This window comes from Sandarakinorhabdus sp., from assembly GCF_051860625.1.
Taxonomy (GTDB): Bacteria; Pseudomonadota; Alphaproteobacteria; order Sphingomonadales; family Sphingomonadaceae; genus Sandarakinorhabdus.
Genome location: NZ_JBHYDQ010000003.1, coordinates 73,417 through 95,433, shown reverse-complemented (window position 1 = coordinate 95,433; position 22,017 = coordinate 73,417). Strand labels below are relative to the sequence as shown.

Annotated in this window: 21 protein-coding genes; 8 read left to right on the top strand and 13 right to left on the bottom strand. The window is 64.4% G+C overall.

Features of this window, described 5'->3' with window-relative positions; genetic code table 11:
* Nucleotides 1-36: 36 nt before the first annotated feature.
* Entirely contained in the window at nucleotides 37-402 is a 366-nt protein-coding gene (locus tag ACTIEZ_RS04500; RefSeq protein WP_439545459.1) for a YbaN family protein, read from the top strand.
* Here ACTIEZ_RS04500 and ACTIEZ_RS04495 read toward each other — a convergent pair.
* Nucleotides 399-2,495 (bottom strand): prolyl oligopeptidase family serine peptidase, encoded by a 2,097-nt coding sequence (locus ACTIEZ_RS04495; RefSeq protein ID WP_439545458.1) that lies wholly within the window; start codon nucleotides 2,493-2,495, stop codon nucleotides 399-401. The genes ACTIEZ_RS04500 and ACTIEZ_RS04495 overlap by 4 nt on opposite strands.
* 176 nt (nucleotides 2,496-2,671) lie before the next feature.
* On the opposite strand from ACTIEZ_RS04495, the gene ahcY reads away from it, so the two are divergent.
* The 6 genes from ahcY (at nucleotide 2,672) to ACTIEZ_RS04465 (ending at nucleotide 9,775) form a co-directional block, all read left to right on the top strand.
* Nucleotides 2,672-4,060 (top strand): adenosylhomocysteinase, encoded by a 1,389-nt coding sequence (gene ahcY / locus ACTIEZ_RS04490; protein ID WP_439545457.1) that lies wholly within the window; start codon nucleotides 2,672-2,674, stop codon nucleotides 4,058-4,060.
* 99 nt (nucleotides 4,061-4,159) lie between these two features.
* Nucleotides 4,160-6,193 (top strand): TonB-dependent receptor, encoded by a 2,034-nt coding sequence (locus ACTIEZ_RS04485; RefSeq protein ID WP_439545456.1) that lies wholly within the window; start codon nucleotides 4,160-4,162, stop codon nucleotides 6,191-6,193.
* Entirely contained in the window at nucleotides 6,193-6,645 is a 453-nt protein-coding gene (gene tsaE / locus ACTIEZ_RS04480; RefSeq protein WP_439545455.1) for a tRNA (adenosine(37)-N6)-threonylcarbamoyltransferase complex ATPase subunit type 1 TsaE, read from the top strand. Before ACTIEZ_RS04485 ends, tsaE begins: the two co-directional genes overlap by 1 nt.
* Nucleotides 6,642-7,616, top strand: a complete 975-nt coding sequence (locus ACTIEZ_RS04475; protein ID WP_439545593.1) for an aminoglycoside phosphotransferase family protein — start codon at nucleotides 6,642-6,644, stop codon at nucleotides 7,614-7,616. Before tsaE ends, ACTIEZ_RS04475 begins: the two co-directional genes overlap by 4 nt.
* Nucleotides 7,613-8,371: a nucleotidyltransferase family protein gene (locus tag ACTIEZ_RS04470; RefSeq protein ID WP_439545454.1), complete on the top strand. Its 759-nt coding sequence runs from the start codon at nucleotides 7,613-7,615 to the stop codon at nucleotides 8,369-8,371. Before ACTIEZ_RS04475 ends, ACTIEZ_RS04470 begins: the two co-directional genes overlap by 4 nt.
* Before the next feature lie 435 nt (nucleotides 8,372-8,806).
* Entirely contained in the window at nucleotides 8,807-9,775 is a 969-nt protein-coding gene (locus tag ACTIEZ_RS04465; protein WP_439545453.1) for a Stealth CR1 domain-containing protein, read from the top strand.
* A gap of 114 nt (nucleotides 9,776-9,889) precedes the next feature.
* Here the strand turns inward: ACTIEZ_RS04465 and ACTIEZ_RS04460 are convergent, their stop codons facing one another.
* From ACTIEZ_RS04460 to gluQRS, 10 genes are all read right to left on the bottom strand, one after another.
* On the bottom strand, nucleotides 9,890-10,084 hold the full coding sequence (locus ACTIEZ_RS04460) for a helix-turn-helix domain-containing protein (RefSeq protein WP_439545452.1): 195 nt from the start codon (nucleotides 10,082-10,084) through the stop codon (nucleotides 9,890-9,892).
* Nucleotides 10,081-10,506, bottom strand: a complete 426-nt coding sequence (locus ACTIEZ_RS04455) for a hypothetical protein (RefSeq protein ID WP_439545451.1) — start codon at nucleotides 10,504-10,506, stop codon at nucleotides 10,081-10,083. Before ACTIEZ_RS04455 ends, ACTIEZ_RS04460 begins: the two co-directional genes overlap by 4 nt.
* Before the next feature lie 3 nt (nucleotides 10,507-10,509).
* Entirely contained in the window at nucleotides 10,510-10,776 is a 267-nt protein-coding gene (locus ACTIEZ_RS04450; RefSeq protein ID WP_439545450.1) for a type II toxin-antitoxin system Phd/YefM family antitoxin, read from the bottom strand.
* A 119-nt stretch (nucleotides 10,777-10,895) separates the two neighbouring features.
* Nucleotides 10,896-11,828, bottom strand: a complete 933-nt coding sequence (locus ACTIEZ_RS04445) for an electron transfer flavoprotein subunit alpha/FixB family protein (RefSeq protein WP_439545449.1) — start codon at nucleotides 11,826-11,828, stop codon at nucleotides 10,896-10,898.
* On the bottom strand, nucleotides 11,825-12,574 hold the full coding sequence (locus ACTIEZ_RS04440) for an electron transfer flavoprotein subunit beta/FixA family protein (protein WP_439545592.1): 750 nt from the start codon (nucleotides 12,572-12,574) through the stop codon (nucleotides 11,825-11,827). Before ACTIEZ_RS04440 ends, ACTIEZ_RS04445 begins: the two co-directional genes overlap by 4 nt.
* 100 nt (nucleotides 12,575-12,674) lie before the next feature.
* The gene (egtD, locus tag ACTIEZ_RS04435) at nucleotides 12,675-13,649 is read right to left on the bottom strand and encodes an L-histidine N(alpha)-methyltransferase (protein WP_439545448.1); all 975 of its coding nucleotides are present in this window, start codon (nucleotides 13,647-13,649) and stop codon (nucleotides 12,675-12,677) included.
* 1 nt (nucleotide 13,650) lies between these two features.
* Complete coding sequence (egtB, locus tag ACTIEZ_RS04430; protein ID WP_439545447.1) at nucleotides 13,651-14,871, bottom strand: ergothioneine biosynthesis protein EgtB; 1,221 nt, start codon at nucleotides 14,869-14,871, stop codon at nucleotides 13,651-13,653.
* 21 nt (nucleotides 14,872-14,892) lie between these two features.
* The gene (locus ACTIEZ_RS04425; protein WP_439545446.1) at nucleotides 14,893-15,438 is read right to left on the bottom strand and encodes a cob(I)yrinic acid a,c-diamide adenosyltransferase; all 546 of its coding nucleotides are present in this window, start codon (nucleotides 15,436-15,438) and stop codon (nucleotides 14,893-14,895) included.
* An 11-nt stretch (nucleotides 15,439-15,449) separates the two neighbouring features.
* A complete protein-coding gene (locus ACTIEZ_RS04420; protein WP_439545445.1) occupies nucleotides 15,450-15,650 on the bottom strand; it encodes a twin transmembrane helix small protein in 201 nt (66 codons plus the stop codon).
* A 103-nt stretch (nucleotides 15,651-15,753) separates the two neighbouring features.
* Nucleotides 15,754-16,626 (bottom strand): tRNA glutamyl-Q(34) synthetase GluQRS, encoded by an 873-nt coding sequence (gene gluQRS, locus ACTIEZ_RS04415; protein ID WP_439545444.1) that lies wholly within the window; start codon nucleotides 16,624-16,626, stop codon nucleotides 15,754-15,756.
* Nucleotides 16,627-16,761: 135 nt separating this feature from the next.
* On the opposite strand from gluQRS, the gene ACTIEZ_RS04410 reads away from it, so the two are divergent.
* The gene (locus tag ACTIEZ_RS04410) at nucleotides 16,762-17,361 is read left to right on the top strand and encodes an HNH endonuclease (RefSeq protein WP_439545443.1); all 600 of its coding nucleotides are present in this window, start codon (nucleotides 16,762-16,764) and stop codon (nucleotides 17,359-17,361) included.
* A gap of 243 nt (nucleotides 17,362-17,604) precedes the next feature.
* On the opposite strand, the gene ACTIEZ_RS04405 is transcribed toward ACTIEZ_RS04410, so the two are convergent.
* Together ACTIEZ_RS04405 and ACTIEZ_RS04400 are read right to left on the bottom strand one after the other, a co-directional pair.
* Nucleotides 17,605-18,459 carry a hypothetical protein gene (locus tag ACTIEZ_RS04405; RefSeq protein ID WP_439545442.1) on the bottom strand — a complete coding sequence of 285 codons (855 nt, stop codon included), beginning with the start codon at nucleotides 18,457-18,459 and terminating at the stop codon, nucleotides 17,605-17,607.
* A gap of 5 nt (nucleotides 18,460-18,464) precedes the next feature.
* Nucleotides 18,465-22,013 carry a hypothetical protein gene (locus ACTIEZ_RS04400; protein ID WP_439545441.1) on the bottom strand — a complete coding sequence of 1,183 codons (3,549 nt, stop codon included), beginning with the start codon at nucleotides 22,011-22,013 and terminating at the stop codon, nucleotides 18,465-18,467.
* Nucleotides 22,014-22,017 lie beyond the last annotated feature (4 nt).

The window sequence follows — 22,017 nt, the reverse complement described above, 5'->3', positions numbered from 1 at the left end:
GCTGGCAACAGGCCAGTTCGCTGATACAAAAGGGCCATGTTCCGTACCCTATGGCTCCTGATCGGGCTGACCTCGCTGGCGCTCGGCATCGTCGGCGTGGTGCTGCCGCTGCTGCCGACAACGCCGTTCGTGCTGCTGGCAGCCTATTGCTTCGCGCGTTCGTCGCCCCGCCTGCACGATTGGCTGCTGGCGCACCGCATGTTCGGGCCGCTGATCCGCAACTGGAACGCCCATCGTGCCATAGCGCCCCGCGCCAAGTTGCTGGCCGTCGTCTCGATGGTGGCGGTATTTGCCGGTGCCTGGGCGTTTGGCGCGTCGGACCGGGTGCTGATCATTCAGGCGGTAATCCTGCCGGCCACCGCCCTGTTCATCCTCACCCGCCCCAGCGGACCGCGCGCCTAGCGGGTCAAGCCCGTCCAGTATCCGGCAAAGGCCCACAGATCAGCCGCTTCGGCGATGATCTTGTCGGTTGGCTTGCCGCTGCCATGCCCGGCCCGGGTTTCGATGCGGATCAGGTGGGGCTTGTCGCCCACCTTGGCGGCTTGCAGGGCGGCGGCATATTTGAAGCTGTGCGCCGGCACCACGCGATCATCGGTGTCGGCGGTGGTGACCAGAACCGCCGGATAATCCTTCCCGCCGCGGATATTGTGATACGGGCTGAACGCCAGATTATAGCGAAAATATTCCGGCTTGGTCATGTCGCCATAATCATCCACCCAGTAACGCCCGGCGGTCCAGTTGGCGTAACGCAGCATGTCCATCACGCCCACCGCCGGCAGCGCGGCGGCGAACAGATCGGGGCGCTGGTTGGTGACCGCACCCACCAGCAGGCCGCCGTTGGACCCGCCCTGGATGGCAAGCTGCTGCGGCGTGGTCAGGCCCTTGGCCACCAGTGCCTCACCGGCGGCGATGAAATCGTCGAACACATTCTGCTTGTTCAGCAGGCGTCCGCCATCGTGCCAGGCGGCGCCATATTCACCGCCGCCGCGGATGTTGGCCATGGCGAACACGCCGCCCATTTCCATCCACACCAGCCGCGAAACGCTGAACCCGGGTGTGCTGCTGATGTTGAAGCCGCCATAGGCATAAAGCAGGGCCGGGTGCGGCTTGCTCAGGTCGAGATCCTTGCGGTGCGCGACGAACATCGGCACCTTCGTCCCGTCCTTCGACGGGTAAAAGAGCTGGCTCACCGTGTAATCGGCGGGGTTGAAGGCAACTTTTGCCTCACGCATGACCTGCGCCGTGTTGTTCGCCGCATCGTACCGCCAGATCGAACCCGGCGTCGCAAAGCTGGAGAAGGCAAAATAGGTGGTGCCATCGTCCGATGCTTCAAAACCGCTCGCCGTGCCTATGCCGGGCAGTGGCACCACGCCCACCGGTGTTCCGTCGGTCTCATAGAGGCGGACGACAGATTTGGCGTCTTCCAGCGTTTCGATCACCAGCCGTTTCCCGACCACGGCAGCACTGGTCATCGTTGCCTGACCCTCAGCGATCGCCACTTTGTTGGCACCGGTTGCACCATCGACGGCCAGCAACCGGTAGCGCGGCGCATCCTGATTGGTGACAAACCACAATGTGTCGCCCTGGCTGCCGGCGAAGCTCCACTCCTTGTCGAGGGTCGCAACCAACGGACGCGGCGTTTCGCCCTTGGCCATGTCGGCGATGAAGACCGCATTGCCGCCCGAGCTTTCATAGCTCGACACTACCATCCAGCGGTTATCCTCGCTCAGCGTTGCATGATGGCGCAGATTGGGCCGATCGGGCGTGGCGAACACCATCGTGTCGGCGCTCTGCGGCGTGCCGATCTTGTGCAACCAGATCGCTTCGTTCAGCGTTTCGGACTGGTATTTCTGCCCCGCCGGCGGCGCCGGGAAGCGCGAATAGTAAAATCCGCTGCCGTCGGGCAGCCACGCCACTTCGCCGCTATATTTGGCGCCTTCAAGACTGTCGGCGAGGTCGGTGCTGGTCGCGACATTCCGCACCTTGATCGTGCGCCAATCGGTACCGCCATCCTGCACGGCATAGGCCAGATACTGGCCATCCCTGGACGGCGTCCATTCGGCCAGCGCGGTCGCGCCATCCTGGGCCCAGGGGTTGGGATCGATCAGCACCCGCGCTTCGCTGCCAGGGCTTTGCACATACAGCACGGACTGGTTCTGCAAGCCCGAATTGCGCGCGAAGAACTGCACACCGCCCCGCACCCGCGGAATGCCGAAGCGTTCGTAATTGTAGAGCTCGGTCAACCGCTTGTTGATGGCGTCACGCCCCGGCAGCGTCTTCAGATAGGCGCCTGTCACCTTGTTCTGCGCGTCCACCCAGCCAGCCACCCTGGCATCGCTGCGCACATCGGCTTCCAGCCAGCGATAGGGATCGGGCACATTGATGCCGTGCCGCGCCTCCACCTCCGGGCCTGTTTCGGTGACCGGATAGGTGATCGGCGCAGCCGAAACGGCAGCGGCGCTCATCAGGGCCGCCACGGCAAACAGGCTTTGCATGTCAATTTTTCCTCCCGAACCTCATCCCGTCCCGGCATAGCGGCCAGCCCGGCCTGCGCCAAGCCCGACGCCACGCGGCCATTCGATATCCATATAAAGCTATCTTTATGCTTGCTCCGCAGGCCGCTGCGGCCTAGGGGAACATGGTCACAACATTATCACGCAGGAACCACAACATGGCCCATGATTACGCCATTGCCGATCTTTCGCTCGCCGATTTCGGCCGCCGTGAGATCAACATCGCCGAAACCGAAATGCCCGGCCTGATGGCGCTGCGCAGCGAATTCGGCACCGCCAAGCCGCTGACCGGCGCGCGCATCACCGGTTCGCTGCACATGACCATCCAGACGGCGGTGCTGATGGAAACGCTGGTGGCGCTGGGCGCGGAACTGCGTTGGGCAACGTGCAACATCTTCTCCACGCAGGATCATGCCGCTGCGGCCATGGCGGCCGCCGGCATCCCGACCTATGCCATCAAGGGCGAGAGCCTGGCTGATTACTGGGATTATGTCGGCCGCATCTTCGATTGGGGCACCGACACGGCCAACATCATCTTGGACGATGGCGGCGATGCCACCATGTTCGCGCTGTGGGGCGCTCGCCTCGAAGCCGGCGAAACCATGGGCGAACCGGAAAATGAGGAAGAGGTCGAATTCCAGCGCGCGCTGAAGGCCTATGTGAAAGCGCGTCCAGGCTATCTGACGGAAACCGTGAAGAATCTGAAGGGCGTTTCGGAAGAAACCACCACGGGCGTGCACCGCCTTTACGATCTGGCCAAGCAGGGCCGGCTGCCGTTCCCGGCGATCAACGTCAACGACAGCGTCACCAAGTCCAAGTTCGACAATCTTTATGGCTGCAAGGAATCGCTGGTCGACGCCATCCGCCGCGCCACCGATGTGATGCTGGCCGGCAAGGTCGCCTGCGTTGCCGGCTTTGGCGATGTCGGCAAGGGCAGCGCCCACTCCCTGCGCAACGGCGGCGCCCGCGTGATGGTGACCGAAATCGACCCCATTTGCGCGCTGCAGGCCGCGATGGAAGGGTTCGAAGTGGTGACGATGGAAGACGCCGTGAAGCGCGCCGACATCTTCGTGACCGCCACCGGCAACATGGACGTGATCACCGCCGAACACATGATGGGCATGCGCCCCAACAGCATCGTCTGCAACATCGGCCACTTCGATAGCGAAATCCAGATTTCCGCCCTGTCCAACTACAAGTGGACAGAAGTGAAGCCGGGCACCGACATCGTCGAGTTCCCCGATGGCAACCAGATCATCGTGCTGGCCAAGGGCCGGCTGGTGAACCTGGGCTGCGCCACCGGCCACCCCAGCTTCGTGATGTCGGCCAGCTTCACCAACCAGGTGCTGGCGCAGATCGAACTGTGGACCCGCGGCGAAGCTTATGAGAACAAGGTTTATGTGCTGCCCAAGCATCTCGACGAGAAGGTCGCCCGCCTGCACCTTGAGAAGTTGGGCGTGAAGCTGACGACGCTCAACCCCAAGCAGGCCGCCTATATCGGCGTGGGCGACACCGGACCCTTCAAGCCTGATCACTATCGCTACTAATTGCTCACCCTGTTCGCTGTGCGCCCAACCAGGCGCGCAGCGAACACTATGGGGTGTTTTACGCTGGACTTGGCGGCTGCCGCTGGCCATGTAGCCTCCATGACCGGGGGTATTTTCACACTTAAGATCGCTCTGCTGATGGTGGCGACGGTGCAAACCGCGCCGCCGGCCGACGTGCAGCCTGCGCCCGCCGATGACAGCCTGCCGCCGCCGGCAGAACGGGCGCCTGTTGACGAACCTGATCTGTCGTCGCCCGAAGCCATTGTAGCTGCCACTGGCAGCCGTTCTGCCGAAAATGCGGTGCGTCAGGCCGGCGATGCCTTTGGCACGTCGATCGGCCGCGAAGTCTCCGGGCTGTACAACCGTGATCGCGTGCGTGGTTTTTCGCCGGTGGTGGCTGGCAATGTTCGCATCGATGGCCTGTATTTCGATCCGGTCGTGACTCCATCCAGCCGGCTGGTGCGTGCCACCACCATTCGGGTTGGCCCATCAGCGCTGGGCAGCCCGTTCCCGGCGCCTACCGGCGTCGTCGATCTGGGCTTTCGCCGGCCGGGCCGTGAAGCAGCGGCCAGCGTGCTGATCGGTTACAACAGTTGGCACACGCCCAGCGCCGAAATCGATGCCAGCCTGCCGGTTTCGTCCACCCTCAGCCTGGGTGTGGGCGCCGGCATGGTGCTGGAAAACGGCTTCAATGCCACCCGCGATCACAGTTTCGAAGGCGCATTTTCGGCCCAGTGGCAGCCCTCGGCCGCGTTCACCATCCTGCCGTTCCTGAATGTCCGCGAGACGTTGATCGACGATCACGGCCCGCTGATGGTGCCCACCGGGGATTTCCTGCCGCCGCGCCTGCCGCGCCGGCAGTTTTTCGGCCCCTGGTGGGTGCGCGGCGGCGATACCGAAGCGATCGGCGGCGTGCTGGCGGATTGGACGATCGCCGAAGGCTGGCTGTTGCGCGTTGGCCTGTTCCGGTCCCAGCGCGCCGTGACCGGGCAGTTCGCCAATGTCATCCGCATATCGTCGCCGGATGGCACCGGGCAGCAACGGGCCACCGCCGATCCGCCGCTGTTCTTTGCTTCCACCAGCGGCGAGGCCCGGCTGACCCGCCGCTTCGCCGATGGCCCGCGCACCCATCAGATCCATGTCGCCGTGCGCGGCCGCAAGGCCTATCGCCGGTTTGGCGGATCGGATGTGCTCGATCTTGGCCAGGTGAATGTGTTGACCGTTGCGACCGACGTGCCGCCGCCGGTGCTGGATCTGGGCCCGCAGCAGGATGATGATGTGTCGCAATGGACCGGCGGCATCGCTTATGAAGGGCGGTGGGACGAGATCGGCGAATTGTCGGTGGGGGTACAAAAATCGGATTATCAGAAGCGCATCGGCTTTCCCGGTGCGTTGACCGCCACCGATGCGACGCCCTGGCTGTATAATCTGACGGCGGCGGTGCAACTGGGCGGCGGCATCACCGTCTATGGCGGCGCTGTGACCGGGCTGGAGGAATCGGGGGTTGCCCCCACGGCGGCCGCCAACCGCAACGAAGCCCTGCCAGCCATCCAGACGCGCCAATTCGATGCCGGGGTGCGCATGCCGCTGTTCGGCGACATGCGGATGGTGGCCGGCGTCTTCCAGGTGACCAAGCCCTATTTCAATCTTGATGCCAACAACCGCTTCGATGTGCTCGGCGATGTCATAAACCGCGGCGTCGAAGCCTCCATCGCCGGACCGATCACGCCGGAATTGTCGCTGGTGGCCGGGGCCAGCCTGTTGTGGCCGCGGGTAACCGGCGATGCCGTGGCGCGCGGACTGGTGGGCCGGCAGCCGGTCGGCGCGATCGGGCAGCGGTTCGAACTGGCCGGTGACTGGCGCCCCGGCTTTGCCGACGGTCTGTCGCTGGACATGCGTGTTTCCCATCGCTCGCCGGAAATCGCCACGGTCAACAATCTGGTTTCCGTTCCGGTGCGCACCATCGTCGATCTGGGCGGGCGCTATCGTTTCAAGCTGGCAGGCAACGAAGCCGTACTGCGGGTGCAAGCCAGCAATTTGTTCAGCCAGCAGGGCTATGAACTGCGCGGTGCCGGCGCCTATACCGTGCTGCCCGGCCGCGTGACGCAAGCCTATCTTACCGTGGATTTCTGATGGCCCGTACCTTGGCCAGCGAAGCGGACACGCTGGCCATCGGGGGCTGGTTGGCGGGCGGGCTGCGCCCCGGCGATGTGATTGCCCTGCACGGCAATCTGGGGGCCGGCAAATCAACATTGGCGCGGGCCCTCATTCGTGCGCTTGGCTGGGGCGGCGAAGTGCCCTCCCCTACCTTCACGCTGGTGCAAGGCTATGAACCGCCCGATGTCGCTGTGCCGGTGTGGCATGTCGATCTCTATCGCCTTGAATCGCCGGCCGAAGCCGATGCGCTTGGATTGTTCGAGACCGATGCCGCGCTGCTGATCGAATGGCCGGAACGGCTGGGTGCCCGAATGCCCGCCGATGCGCTGCACCTGCACATCGAAGGCAGTGGCGATGCACCCCGCCGCTTGACTTGGGACGCGCCCCCGGCTTGGGAGGGCCGGTGGCCACCACCCTTCCCCAGATGATTCCGCCGCCGGGCACTGGCGCCTTCCTCAATGCCCATGGCTGGGGCGGCGCGGCGGTACGACCGCTGGCCGGCGATGCCAGTTTCCGCCGCTATTTCCGAGTCACGCTGGGCGGGCGCAGCGCGGTGCTGATGGACGCCCCGCCCGACAAGGAAGACAGCGGGCCGTTCCTGGCGATCGGCAAATATCTCCACAACCTTGGTTTTTCCGCGCCGCAAGCGTTGGCTACCGATCTCGATTCTGGTCTGATCCTGCTGGAGGATTATGGCGATGGCCGGGTGACCCCGGTACTGGCGCAGGACGCAAGCGATGAACATGCCATCTACGCCGCCGCCGTGGATATCCTTGCGGCTCTCCACCAGCATCCGCCCGGCGACGTCGCCCCCTATACCGATGCCGAATATCTGCGCGAGGCCCGGCTGTTCCCCGACTGGTATCTGCCCGCCGTCGGCCTGACCGAGGCACCGGGCCATGATGCAGCCTGGGCGCAGCTGTGGCCGGCCTTGTTTACCCATCCCCCCGTGCTCGTGCTGCGCGATTATCATGCCGACAATCTGATGCTGCTCGATCGGCCGGGCCATCAGCGCCTTGGCCTGCTGGATTTCCAGGATGCGCTGGCCGGCCACCCCGCCTATGATCTGGCCAGCCTGCTGCAGGATATCCGCCGCATCGTGTCGCCCAAGCTCGAAGCGGCCATGATCGCCCGCTATATCGCCGCGCGTCCCGACCTTGATGAAGCTGCCTTCCGCACCGCCTATGCCATCCTGGCTGCACAGCGGAACATCAAGATCCTGGGCGTGTTCACCCGGCTTTATGTTCGCGATGGCAAGCCGGCCTATCCCCGCTACCATCCCCGCCTTTGGGAAATGGTGAACGCCAATCTCGAGCATCCGGCGCTCGCCCCCGTCAAGGCCTGGTTCGATGCCCATGTGCCCGCCAGCGCCCGCATCGGCGTGAAAGTATCTGCATGACCACCCGCCCGCCGCTGTCCCTGCGTCCCACCATCGCCTGCACCTTGCCCGAAACCGCGATGGTGATGGCGGCGGGCCTGGGCAAACGCATGCGCCCCCTCACCGCCACCCGCCCCAAGCCGCTGATCGAAGTGGCCGGGCGCAGCCTGCTCGATCGCGCCCTCGATGGTGTTGCGGCTGCCGGCATCGGCCATGCCGTCGTCAACGCGCATTATTTCGCCGACCAGATCGAAGCGGCCGTCAAATCCCGCGCTCGCCCCGGCCAGATCGACATTTCCGACGAACGCGCCCGCCTGCTCGAAACCGGCGGCGGCATTACCAAGGCCCTGCCGCTGATCCGCGGCGACAGTTTCTTCACGATCAATGCCGACAATATGTGGATCGATGGGCCAGTGGACACGCTCCGCCTGATCGCTGCCCGGTGGAACCCGGCCGAGATGGATGCCCTGCTGCTGCTCGTGCCCCTTGCGCGTGCCCATGGCTATGACGGCCGCGGCGATTTCCACATGGACGGTCTCGGCCGCCTTAACCGTCGTGGCGGGCTGAAGGTTGCGCCCTTTGTCTATTCCGGCCTGCAGATCATCAGCCGCCACCTGTTCGATGGCGAGCCCACCGAACCCTTCACCATGTGGCGCGCCTGGCACAAGGCGCTGGCCAGCGGTCGCATGTTCGGCCTGTCCCACCCCGGCCTGTGGTTCCATGTCGGCACGCCGGCCAGCATCAGGGAGACCGAGGCGCTGCTGACCGAGGCCTGATTCCGCCGCGAGCTATGCAAAGTTGATCAAAGTTACCCTTTTGCGCGTGTTTTGGCATTTCAAGATATATCTTTGTGCCAATATCCTGAAGCGGTGTGACATCAACATGGTAATGGCATGGGCCACCTGTAGGACAGCGAGATCTTGCGACCGCCGCCCGCCCGATCAACGCGATTTGCCGGCAAAATTGATGTGTCATGCAGATAATGCATGGCCATATTGCGGGTTCGATTGCGCATTCCAGCGGGCAGCCGACAGCCGTTTCGATTCACCGCCTTACGGAAACGACGGCTCCTGGCGAATGACGCTGCGCAAAGCGGGCTGAGCGCGGCGGGCTGTAACTGAAATGTCATATTGACTTGCCCCGGTGCGGGCAGCATGAGCCACGGCGTCTGTTCTATCGTGGCGGGCGTAACGCTCGCCCGGAACCGCAAGATGTCAGATCTACCCGCAAACGTGCCGATCGGCGCGCAGATCGATGCGGTCATTACGTGGGTGAACGGCGATGATCCGGTGCATTGGCGCAAACGCCAACGCTACCAACCCGGCACCGTGCACAACGCCAACGCCACCAACCCGCACCGCTGGGCCTGCAATGCCGAACTGGGCTATTGCCTGCGCTCGATCGCCAATCATGCGTCGTGGATCGGGCGCATCTGGATCATCACCGATGCGCAAGTGCCCGATCTGTCGGGCCTGCCGACCGATCTGCTGGCGCGCATCAGCATTGTCGATCATCTCACGCTGTTTGCCGGCTTCGAGGCTGCGCTGCCCACGTTCAACTCGCTGGCCATCGAGACCTTGTTGTGGCGCATCCCGGGGCTGGCCGAGCGCTTCGTCTATTTCAATGATGACGTGTTCCTCACCGGGCCGCTGGCGCCCGGCGATGTGTTCCAGGGCGCAGCGCCGGTACTGCGCGGCGCGTGGGTGGATCACAGCGCCATCGCCGCCGATCCGGCCAGCCGCGATGATCCCGCGCTGCTCAACGCGCTGACCCAGATCAACGCGGCGGTGCTGGCGGGGTTCACGGCGGACCGGCTGTTCCGCGCCGCCCATGTTGTCCACCCGCTGCGCCGTTCCGTGCTGGCGCGCCTCTTCGCTCAGCACCACGCCGCGTTCGTCGCCAATCTCGGCCACCGCTTCCGCTGCGTGTCGCAATTCTTGCCACAAGGCCTGCACAACCACGCCTGCATCGCCGCCGGCGTGGCGGTGCTGCACACCGGCGCAGATCATCTCCACCTGCGCACCGGCGCCGTGCTGGATTACCCGCTGCCGCAAGTGCGCGCCTATCTGGCCAGCGCGTGCCAACCGCAGTTCAAATTCCTCTGCGTCAACGATCTGCCCCAGGTCGAAGCCGCCATCCCCGACACCCGCGCCTGGATCGAACGCGCGATTGCGGCGTGAGGGGAGGCGCCTCGTTGTTCCTTACCGCAGCAACTCACCCACCAGCGACGGCCGGCGTGCGATCATCGCCAGCAGCACTTGCGCCGGGCCGGTGGGGCGGCGGCGGCCTTGTTCTTAAGTGAGCAGCGTGGCTTTGGCGACGCCGATGAGCCTCGCGAACTGGCTTTGGGAGAGGCCGGTGCTGGCCCGGATGGCGGCGACGTCGACCTGGGTGACGTTCACCTGATGCACCTGCGCGCCTGCCGTGTTGCCGGCGGCAAAGTCGAGGGCTTCGGCCAGGCCCTGGCGGATGCTGTCATGCGCGGTCATGCTTCGCGCTTCACGATGGTCCGGCGGATGCGTTGGTGGGCCAGGGTCAGCTCCACAACAGCCTTGATCAGTGCCCTTGGCAGAAAGCCATAGGCCCAACGATCCGGGGCGGCTGGCACGATGCCGGCATCATCCCAAGCCACACTGTTGAGTTCGGTCGTCACGATCCATGATGGCGCATTGTCCAGTCCAAGTGCGGCCTTCACGCGGGGCGGGATTTCGATGGCATCACTGGCCTGGCGCGGCGGGCTATGGGTGATTGGGGCCAGCCAGACCCGCGCGCCAGGGCCTTGGCCGGTTTGGGCCACAACAATCGCGCACGGGCGCTGCTTCGCGCCTTCGACCCGGCCACGCTCGGCCTCCTCGATCCACAGATAATCGAAGCGCACGACAAGGCCGAGCGCAGGGGCCGGCTTATGCACGGGTCAATCCATCAGCGCGTCAAGGGCTGGGTCGATATGGCTGTAATCCGATGCTTCCAGCGCCCGAACCGCATCGTCTGGCAGTTCATGCGCGTGATAGGCCTGCCGTGTGTCGCGGGCCTTGAGGCGTTCATATTCGTCGATATCAATCAACACGCGCACGGGGCGGCGATGTTTGGTGATGAACACGGGCGCCTTGGCGGCGTGCTCCATATAAAGGCCGGCGCGGGTCTGGAATTCGGTGGAGGCGACGGTAAGCTTGTCCGCCATGGCGATATCCTTTTGGCTAATCTGCGTATAATAGCCAATTTGGCGTAGCGCGCCAACAGAAAAAGCCGCCGCTTCCTCCCCGAAAGCAGCGGCCTTTTGGCAGCACAGCGTGCGCGCGCTTACAGCTTGGCGGTCATTTCCGGGACCAGCGTGAACAGGTCGCCGACCAGGCCGACGTCGGCCACCTGGAAGATCGGGGCTTCTTCGTCCTTGTTGATGGCGACGATGATCTTGCTGTCCTTCATGCCGGCCAGGTGCTGGATGGCGCCCGAGATGCCGACGGCCACATAGAGTTCCGGGGCGACGATCTTGCCGGTCTGGCCGACCTGATAATCGTTGGGCGCATAGCCGGCATCCACCGCAGCGCGGCTGGCACCGACGGCGGCACCCAGCTTGTCAGCAAGCGGATCGATGAACTCGTGGAACTTGTCCGACGATCCCAGCGCGCGGCCGCCCGACACGATGATCTTGGCGGCGGTCAGTTCCGGGCGGGCCGACTTGGTGAGTTCGGCGCCGACGAAGCTGGAGGAACCGGCATCGGCGCTGCCGCCGACCGCTTCGATGCTGGCGCTGCCGCCTTGGCAAGCGGCCTTGGCAAAGGCGGTGCCGCGCACGGTGATCACCTTTTTCGCGTCGCTGCTGGTGACGGTGGCGATGGCATTGCCCGCGTAGATCGGGCGGGTGAAGGTGTCCGGGCCTTCGACGCTGAGAATCTCGGAAATCTGCGCGACATCCAGCGCGGCGGCGACACGCGGCGCGATATTCTTGCCGCGGCTGGTCGCCGGTGCCACGAACGCATCGTAACCGGCCATCAGGCCAGCCACCAGCGGCGCGACATTTTCGGGCAGCGCCGCAGCCAGCGTCGCATCATCGGCCAGCAGCACCTTGTGCACGCCAGCCACCTGGGCGGCAGCATCGGCGACCGCCGCGCAGCCATGGCCGGCGACCAGCAGGTGCACATCACCGCCCAATTGCGTTGCGGCGGTGACGGCCGCCAGCGTGGCGTCCTTCAGTTCGGTGTTGTCATGTTCGGCCAAAACCAAAACGCTCATGCCACGGCTCCCATTTCTTTCAGCTTCGCGACCAGTTCATCGACCGATTTCACCTTGATGCCGGCCTGGCGCTTGGCCGGTTCGGTGACCTTGGTGATGGTCAGCCGCGGGGTCATGTCCACGCCGTAATCGGCCGGGGTCTTGGTGGCGACCGGCTTGGATTTGGCCTTCATGATGTTGGGCAGCGAGGCATAGCGCGGTTCGTTCAGGCGCAGATCGGTGGTGACGACCGCTGGCAGCTTCAGCGCCACGGTTTCCAGGCCGCCATCGATTTCGCGGGTCACGTGCACCATCTCGCCCTGCGGATCGAGCTTGGAGGCAAAAGTGCCCTGCGCCCAGCCGAGCAGGCCGGCCAGCATCTGCCCGGTCTGGTTGGCGTCGTCATCAATGGCCTGCTTGCCAAGGATGATCATGCCGGGCTGTTCTTCGGCGGCGATGCCGGCGAGGATCTTGGCGACGGCGAGCGATTCGGTGGTCACATCGGTGAGGACGAGGATGCCGCGATCGGCGCCCATCGCGAGCGCGGTGCGCAGCGTTTCGGTGCATTGCTGCACGCCGATCGACACCACCACCACTTCGGTGGCGATGCCCTTTTCCTTCAGGCGGATGGCTTCTTCGACGGCGATTTCGTCAAACGGGTTCATGCTCATCTTGACGTTGGCCAACTCAACGCCGGTCTGGTCCGATTTCACCCGCACTTTGACATTATAATCTACCACCCGTTTGACGGGCACGAGCAGCTTCATATGCATCACTTCCCACGATTGCACTGGTACCGATGTGCTTGCAACGCACGGGCGCAGCAGTCAACCTGCCGGGATGGTTGGGCCGGCGCCAAACGCCGCATCACGGCTGCATGGCGCCGTCATTGTGCTGCCACAGATGCACCGCGAACCGCTGCTCCGGGTCGGTCCAGTCCGCCACCGGCACCCAGCCGCTGGCGCGCGCCATCAACCGGCTTTCGGGCAGGGTCCATTTGTAGCTGTTTTCGGTGTGGATGGTCTCGCCGGCTTTCATGCTGACCTGCTGGCCGGCGGCGGTGAACTGCGTGTCGCGCCGCGCCACCAGATGCATTTCGATGCGGCCGAGTGTGGCGTTCCAGGTCGCGCGGTGGGCGAAATCATCGATGCACACGGTAGCGGCCAGTTCACGGTTGATGCGGTGCAGCAGATTCAGGTTGAAGGCAGCGGTGACGCCGGCGGCATCATCATAGGCGGCCTCCAGCGTGGCCACGGATTTGCCCGGCCCCGGTGCGAGATCGAGGCCGATGACCAGCCAACTGCCCGGCCCCAGCAATGCCGCAAAGCCGCGAAGCAGATCGATCGCCGCCATCGGCGCCAGATTGCCGAGCGTGGAGCCAGGGAAGAAGCCCATTCGCGGCAAGGCGGCAATGCCGGCGGGCAGGCGGAAATTCTGGGTGAAATCGGCAACCACCGGATGGATCGGCAGGCCGGGGAAATGTGCTGCCAGCGCTGCGGCCGACTGGGCAAGAAAGTCGCCCGAGATATCGACTGGCACATAGGCGGCGGCGTGCAGCGGCGTCAGCAGCAAAGGCGTCTTGGTCGATGATCCCGAGCCATATTCGATCACCGCCCGGCCGGGGCCGACGGTTGCAGCGATGGTGCCGGCGTGCTGGGCCAGCAGCGCGGTTTCGGTGCGGGTGGGGTAATATTCGGGCAATTCGGTGATCGCCTCGAACAATCTTGATCCAGCTTCGTCGTAGAAATAGCGGGCCGGGATCACCTTCTGTGGCTGGACAAGCCCGCTGCGCACAGCACGCGCGAAGTCCCGGGTTTCGGCCGGGCCGGCAGGTTCGTACATGTTACGCATCCCTCGCGAGGCGCAGGCCAGTGAATTGCCAACGCTGTGGTGGGTAGAAGAAATTGCGCACGCTGGTGCGCGAACTGCCGCGCGGGGTGGCGCAACTGGCGCCCTTGAGCACCATCTGCCCGTTCATGAACTTGCCATTATATTCGCCGACCGCACCGGGAGCGGGCCGGAAACCGGGATAGGGCAGGAAGCTGGACGCCGTCCATTGCCAGCAATCGCCGAACAGGCCGGGGCTGGTGCCGGTCGGCTGCACCGGTGCGGCCATGTCCAGTTGCGTGCCGGCGCTGGCATCGTCGTCGCGCGCCGCATATTCCCATTCGGCCTCGGTCGGCAGCCGCGCACCGGCCCAGGTGGCGAAGGCATCGGCTTCGTAGAAACTGATGTGCGTGACCGGCGCGTGCGGCGCCAGCGGCTGGCGGCCGGCCAGCGTCATGCAGTCGCCATCGGCCTGCCAGCGCAGCGGCGCGGTGATGATTTCACGTTGCACCCAAGCCCAGCCGTCCGACAGCCACAGCCGCGGATCGGCATAGCCGCCGTCAGCCATGAACGCCTGCCATTCGGCATTGGTCACCAGCGTGCTGGCCAGTTGGAAAGGCCGCAACAACACATCATGCGGCGGGCCTTCGCAATCGAAGGCAAAGCCGGCCCCACCATGGCCGACCTGCACGATGCCGCCATCATGGCTTTTCCATTGGCGCACGCGCGCCGGCGGTGCGACCGGCGGCGCGGGCAGATAGGCCGGCGCCAGCGGATTGGCGGCAAACAGATCGAGAATATCGGTGAGCAGCAATTCCTGATGCTGTTGTTCGTGGTTGATGCCCAGTTCCACCAGCGCCAGGGCCGCCGCATCCAGGTCCGGCAGCGCGGCAGCCAGCGCGGTATCGACATGGCAACGCCAATCCAGCACCTGCGCCAGGGACGGCCGGGTCAACAATCCCCGAAACGCCCGCGGATGGCGCGGACCAACCGCTTCATAATAGCTGTTGAACAAATAGCCGAAGCGCGGATCGAACACGCGATAGCCGGGCACCTCGGCCAGCACGAAGCTTTCGAAAAACCAGCTGGTGTGCGCCAGGTGCCATTTCGCCGGCGAGGCATCGGGCATGGATTGCGCGCTGGCATCCGCATCGGACAAGGGCGCCGCCAGCGCCACCGACAGCGCGCGGGTACGCTGGAGAGCTGCGTGCAGGCCCGATTTTACTTTGCTGGCCATGGAGCGTATCTCCCGGAAAACTCAACGATTGGCGCCGGGCACCCACAAGACATCACCCGCAGTGGCATTTTCCACCCGGGCCAATACAAACAGCAAATCCGACAAACGGTTCAGATACTGGCGCGCAACGGCCGAAATTTCGTCGCTGGCCGCCACTGCATCACGCTCGGCGCGGCGCACGATGGTCCGCGCCAGATGCAGATGCGTCGCAGCCGGGGTGCCGGCCGGCAGGATGAAGCTGGTCAACGGCGCGAGGCGTTCATTGGCGGCATCGATCTGCGCTTCGAGCCAGGCCACCTGGTCAGGCAGGATCCGCAAGGCGCCAGGCACGTCACCCGGCGTGGCGACATCGGCGCCGAGATCGAACAGATCATTCTGGATGCGCGACAGAATCGCATCGGTGGCCGGGGTAGCCGAAAGACGCGAAAGGCCAATCGCGGCATTGGCTTCATCGACGCTGCCCATCACCACCGGGCGATGGCTGGCCTTGGAAACCCGGCTGCCATCAACCAGGCCCGTCGAGCCATCGTCACCGGTGCGGGTGTAGATGCGGTTCAGCTTGACCATCGGGTGAAGCCTCAACCTGGACGGTTGATCAGGAACAGGATCACGATGAACAGGATGGCCAGCGCCTGCAAGGCCACGCGCAAACTCATCATGCGATTGGACTTTTCGCCGGTGATATCCTTGCCGCGCGCCATGATGATGATGCCGCGGGCCAGCACCGCCAAGGTGGCGACCGCGGCCAGGACCATGAAAATGACGAGGGTGGTCTGCATGGCGCGGCTCTAACATCCTTTGCCAGGCTGCACAGGGGGGTGCGTCGGTTGGCCCTGTGCATGGCAGTTGTGAAACGGGCGGCTGAGTCGGGTTACCATGGCCCTACAGCGGCAGGCTGGCAATCACTTCGGCAGGGCTGCGCCCCGCCTCGCGCCACGCCGCAAGGGTTTCAGCCGCAGAACGCTTGGCGAGCCGGCGACCGTCGCTGTCCAATATAAGAGGGTGATGATGGTAGCGCGGGGTCGGCAACCCGAGCAGCGCCTGCAGCAGCCGCTGGCTGTGGGTCGCCTCGAACAGATCACGCCCGCGCACCACATCGGTTACGCCCTGGGCGGCATCATCCACCACGACGGCCAATGCATAGGCGGTGCCGACATCGCGGCGGGCGATGACGATATCACCCAGCATCTGCGGATCGGCCGGCTGCCACCCGGCATCATGATCGTGCCAGCGCAGCGGCCCGGTGCGGGCCAGCGCGGCGGCCACATCCAGCCGCCAGGCTGGCTGCTGCGTTGCCAGGCGGGCAACGCGTGCGGCGGCATCCAGGCCGCGGCAGGTGCCGGGATAGACCGGCCCGTCCGGGCCGTGCGGCGCGCCCGCCGCCGCCGCGATATCGGCGCGCGTGCAGAAGCAGGGATAGGCGACGCCCATCTCGACCAGCCTTGCCAGCGCGGCGGCATAGATTGCGCTGCGTTGGCTCTGACGCCAGACCGGGCCATCCCAGTCCAGCCCCAACCAGGCGAGATCGGCCTTGATTGCCGTCTCGAATGCCGGGCGGCAGCGCGTGGTGTCGATATCCTCGATACGCAGCAGAAAGCGGCCACCACTGCCCCGCGCCAGCCGCCACGCCAGCAGCGCCGAAAAGGCGTGGCCGCGGTGCAACAACCCGGTGGGCGAGGGCGCGAAGCGGGTGATGAAGCGGGTGATGACGGGCGACTTGTCCACATTATCCACAACGAAATCCGGTACTGTCATTGGCCTGACACACTATTCATTGTAAAGCATCGCCATCACGGCGCGGCCGCTGCGTGCGCGGCCCTGGGGGTTCCCGCCCCGGTGCGACTGGGCCCGTGTACACTGTTGCCGCTCCCATGCGTGGGAGGACGATGCATGTTGACGAGCGACCTCATCGAGGAAAAATTCGCTTCCATTCCGCATCTTGTGTCACCGGAAGCCTGTCCGGCGCTGGTGCTCAACGCCGATTACACGCCGCTATCCTATTACCCGCTGTCGTTGTGGCCGTGGCAGACGGCGATCAAGGCGGCGTTCCTGGAGCGGGTCGACATCATCGCCGAATATGATCGGGAGATCCGTTCGCCGTCCTTGCGCATGAAATTGCCGAGCGTGATCGCGCTGCGGCAATATGTGCGCCCCGCTTCCACGCCGGCGTTCACGCGCTTCAACCTGTTCCTGCGCGATCGTTTCACCTGCCAATATTGCACGCAGCCCGGCGGCGAATTGACCTTCGATCACGTGATCCCGCGCGCCTATGGCGGCCGCACGACATGGGAAAATGTGACGACGGCCTGCGCACCCTGCAATCTGAAAAAGGGCGGCCGCACGCCGGGCGAAGCCCATATGCAATTGCTCACCCGCCCGCAGCAGCCCTCCACCCACGAACTGCAAGCCAACGGCCGCGCGTTCCCGCCGCATTACTGCCATTCAAGCTGGCGCGATTATCTCTACTGGGACGTCGAGCTGCTGGCCTGATCGGGCAGGCAATCGGCGGAGAGGGGTTCGTCCAATTCACCGGGACGAATCAGTGAATTTTTCAAGTTGTCCACATTTTCCCAAACGCCTGCTGGCGCACGAAACGCGCACCAGACAGTTTCCAGATCGGCCCTGACAGAGATTACGACACCATGATGTCCGCGCCGAGCATCCCAATTGTTGTGGAATCGCAAGGCACGCGGGGTCCCGGTCGACGCCGATCTACAGCCAGGAAACGGTCGTTCAGTTGTCGGTGAAGCCACCGAGCCGCCCAGGCATCTCGACAACCCAATGATCCCCTTCGCGGCGGGCAAGCGCAGGTGCCTGCAATTTCATGTCGCCGCTGTTATCGGCAACCGCTTCGAACGTGTTGCGCATCACCTGCCGCAAGCTGATCTGGCTGCCGGCAAAGCGTGTGGCAAAATCAACGACAAAGCTCGCCGTCGGCACCAGCATCGCAATACTGCCGCCAATCGGGATTGCAGCGATCACGCCCGATTCGCTGGGTATCAAGCGGCCATCCTCGGTGGCGTCCAGGGTGAAGCTGTTGTTCTGCGATAGCCATTCCCGGATCGGCGCCCTGCTGCGCTCGGCAATCTTGGCGCGATAGCCGGCCACCAGCTCATCCACCCGGCTGTGGGGGTAAGCTTCCGTTGCCACTTCGGGTGGCGCCGCGGCCACTTGTTCCGAAATGGGGTCCAGCGCTGCCACCGGCGCCAGATCGGTCTCGGCGAGTTCCGCAACAGGTTCGAGCGCCGGCGCCGGTTCAAACGGCGGCGATGGCACAACCCCAGACGCAGCAGCAGACGCAGACGCCGCCGCAGCCGATATGGCGTCGCGCTGCGCCAGATCGAGTTCGCTCACGGATATCTGCAGCGCATCAAGCTGGCGAGCCATCGCGTTGAACTGTTCATCGATCTCGCCAATGCGCGCCAGCAGATCACGGCGTAGCCCGTCAACATTTTCACGCGGCGGTGCAGTTGCGAGACCCGCAACGGCCTTGGCGGCACTGCCGCTCCGCAGCAACGCGGCCACCGCACACAAAGCAGCGATGACCGCAAGCCCAAGGCTGGCAAACGCGAGCACGATGGGATCCATGGCCGTCATTTCCACAGTGTTTGCGGTTTCACGGGGCTTCCCGGAGGGCTTCGCATCATTTCGACCAGCGCTTTCAACAGGTCGGCAAACTCCGACTGCTCTTCCCGGCCGGCATCTTCATCGGCGCCGCGCAGCTCTGCGGCACGGTTTTTCAGCTTCTTGCGCTGAAAATCCGAAAGCTCGATCGCGCAACGGCTGGCAATAGCAAAGGCTCGCAGAAACGGCTCCAGGGCTTCCTCGCCTATCGATGGCGCCGCAGCGGTGTAGCTGGCCTTGCCGGCATCAGCGCCCTGCCGCGCCCGATCATTGTCGTTCTCATTGGCAAACACCTCGCCAAACTCATCGTCGTCCCCGCCGGCCGGCGTTGCCGCACGGGGCGCCTGATCGCGGGTTTGACGGCCCTTGATGATCATGCCTGCGGCCACTTCGATCTTCGGGAACGGCGACACCTGCACCTGCGGCCAGCCGGGCCTGGTGTCGCGTGCACCCACCGCAATCAACCGCAGGATGCGGCTGACATCCGTCTGTGCCTGCGGATCCTTGCCATGCAGACGCGCAAACAGCCCGGAACCGCGCCCGCACAGCGCAACCGCAATATCCTTCAGATCTTCTTCGGCCAGCTCGTCCGCCATGATCAACTGCCTGAGCTGCCAGCCGATCTGCCACGCGATGCCGCCCAAGAACGAGAAAGCGGTTTCTTTCAAGTGCCGAATACGATCCGTCCCGCTGACGCGGCTCCAGTTGCGATCGATGGCCTCTTCCAGAGTCTTTCCGCTGAACAACAGTTCGCCGACATAGCGTACATTGTCCCGCACATCGGCATCGCTTTGCTGGTTCAACTGGGAGACGATCTGGGCCCAGGGTTTCAGGCCGAACTCCTCCAGAATGTCGGGATTTTCAGTGATATGCCCAGTGAAGAAGTCGCCGCCAGCCAATCTGACCGAACCGGAAAACAACTGCCTGGGTTTCGTGCCGCCCGTCCAGATCGCAATATCGGTGGTGCCGCCTCCGATATCGAGGATGATGTTGATCCGGCCCTTTGTGGTGCTGCGCTTCGTATCGTCATTCAGGATATAGGCCGCGGCGGCGTCACCTTCGAAGGTCAACCCGTATAAGGCATCAGGCCGGTGGTTTGGAATGACATCGGCAATCGCCCGGCGCAGGATCGATCCAAAGTCCTGATCATCGCCCATGTTGCGCGGGCGCGAGAAATGCCAGCGCAGCTTCGCCGGATCATTGCCATCTGCCGCCCATTCTGCTGCCAGCATCAGGACCAACTGGCGGATGTAACGCCGCGCCGCGTCCCGCATATCCGTCTGCCGTGACCATTTCAGATTGAAGCGCAGACGCCGCAACAGGCTGGTCCAGTCGCCGATCCCCACGGACGATATCGTGCCGTCGGAGGCAAAGTCCGGTTGAAAATAGATCAATTGTTTCAGAAGCAAAGCGTCGTCCAGATCGCTGTTCGTCTCCAGCCGGGCGCTGGCGGCGTCGTCCAGATCGCGGTTGATCACCACTGTGGGGCTGGGCAATTGCCGGCTGTCCGGCGGCAGGAATTCGCGCAGGCTCTGGCCCAGCTCGCCGCCGCCGATGCTCCGGTCCATTGCCGGTACAACCGGATGCACCAGCCGCGCCTGCAGCCTTGCCGGTGCCTCATCGTTGATGCAAGCGACCGTGTTGGTGGTGCCGAAATCGATCGCCACGTCGCCCTGGCGATCGCTGGTGGTTCCGATGTCGCGTATCTTCAACAGCGCCATGCCGGCCGGGAACGGCGGTTCGTCCGGCCCAAGCCCGACCGTGAAGAACGCGGCTTCAAACGGCCGCTTGCTGAACTGAATTTCTGACACGCTGCTCAGCGAGTCCCGCGCCCGCAGGCGCAACAGCTCGGGCTGCATATGGTGGCGCTCGCCAAAGCCCGGCACCGGATCAAGCTGGCCCGAATAATTGCGCGGGTCGAGCGGTTTGCCCGATGCCCACAAACTGGCGGCTTCGGCGCGGTGTTCGGCCTGCTGTGTGCCCAGCAGCAGTTGCGCGATCATGGCGCCAGACACCGCAAACCGCCCGCGCAGGCGACGCAGCACTGAACGGCCATAATCGAACCGCGCTGCATAATGCTGCCATTTCGGGCTGCGAAAATCTGGCCACAGCGCAAAATCACCCAACCCCCAGTCGATCTCGTTCACCAGGCGGCCTTCACCAGCCTGCGGATAATCGACATAGGTGCGCGCCAGATTGTGGCTGCGGCCGTCCAGCTTGATCCGCAGGGAAACCCGGCCACTGCGCGACATGTCCAGCCGCTGCACCATCTCGGCCGGCGACAACACCAGCAGCGCCAGCGGCGACAAGGGCAGCAAATGATCGGCAAACCGGTCCGGGTGCAAGGCAATGCGGCCCGGGCGCTCCTCCTCGTTCAGGCGCACCATGATCTCGGTGAAGAAATCGTCGGGCGTCACCAGCAGGAAACCCGATTTCGCGATCTCGGTGGCAAGCGCCTTGCGTTCCGATGCGCGCATATCGAGCGCTTGCTGCAGCGTCCGGTACCCCCAGAACGTGATGGCCGTGGCCGGGCGATCGTCGCTGGCCAAGTTGCGATCCAGCAGCACCAGGCCGCGGAACGGCTGTTCGCCCACATCATCCCGCAGCGGGATGATGCACTGCGATGTGCCCGGCGCAGCGGCCTTGGCCTTCAGCGGCGTCGCGAGCAGCCGATATGGCGCCGGCAGCCGGGCATCGAGCGGGTCGCCGGCTTCGAATTCGAACGTATCCGCATCCTCGCCGCCCATGCCGGGCTGGCGCCGCACGTCATCGGCAAAGGCACTGATCCGCCCCTGGAAATTGCTGAGTGTCGCCTGCCCGGCAGCATTTCCCTCGCCTTGACACAAACGCGCCAGTTCGCTGCCCAGCGTGTCAAGATACTGGCAAAGCAGTTGAAGATCGGCCGGCGCCAGCCGGTTGGTGGGCTTGGCCGTCAACGGATCGATCAGGCCTTCGCGCATCCAGCCGGCAGGGAAGGTCCATTTGTCGGCATCACGCCCGGGCGCAACCAGGCTGGCGGGATTGAGCATCGCGAGCGGCTTGATGCCGGGCACTTCGGCGCCGTTCCGATCCAGTGGCACCACCCGCATGATCACCGGTCGGTCCCATCCGCAGGAGGTTCCGTCCCGCGGCGCTGGAAAGGGCAGGCTGGCCTTGGGCAGCAGCCGCATCATCACATCGGCAAAGCGCGAATCGCGCTCGAACAACGGCACCGCTTCGAACTTGATGCGATAGGCGTCTTCTTTCTGCGCGGCCAACGCCAGGATGGTGATCAGGGCGCGCCATTGCCCGATCACACGGCGATCATCGCACGTCGGGTCGAGCAGCATGTCGGCAAAGCCGCGCGCCTGCGCCCATGGGTCCGGCGTGGAGCGCACCAGATCGACCTGCGCGTCCTTGTTGACATCCAGCGCCTTGGCCAGTTCGCTCAGGCTGCTGCTGGCGGCCACCCAGCTGCCGGGCTGGGTCGCCACCTTGAAATTATGCCCCTCCTTCTTCAAGGGGGTGAGCATCAACACGTTC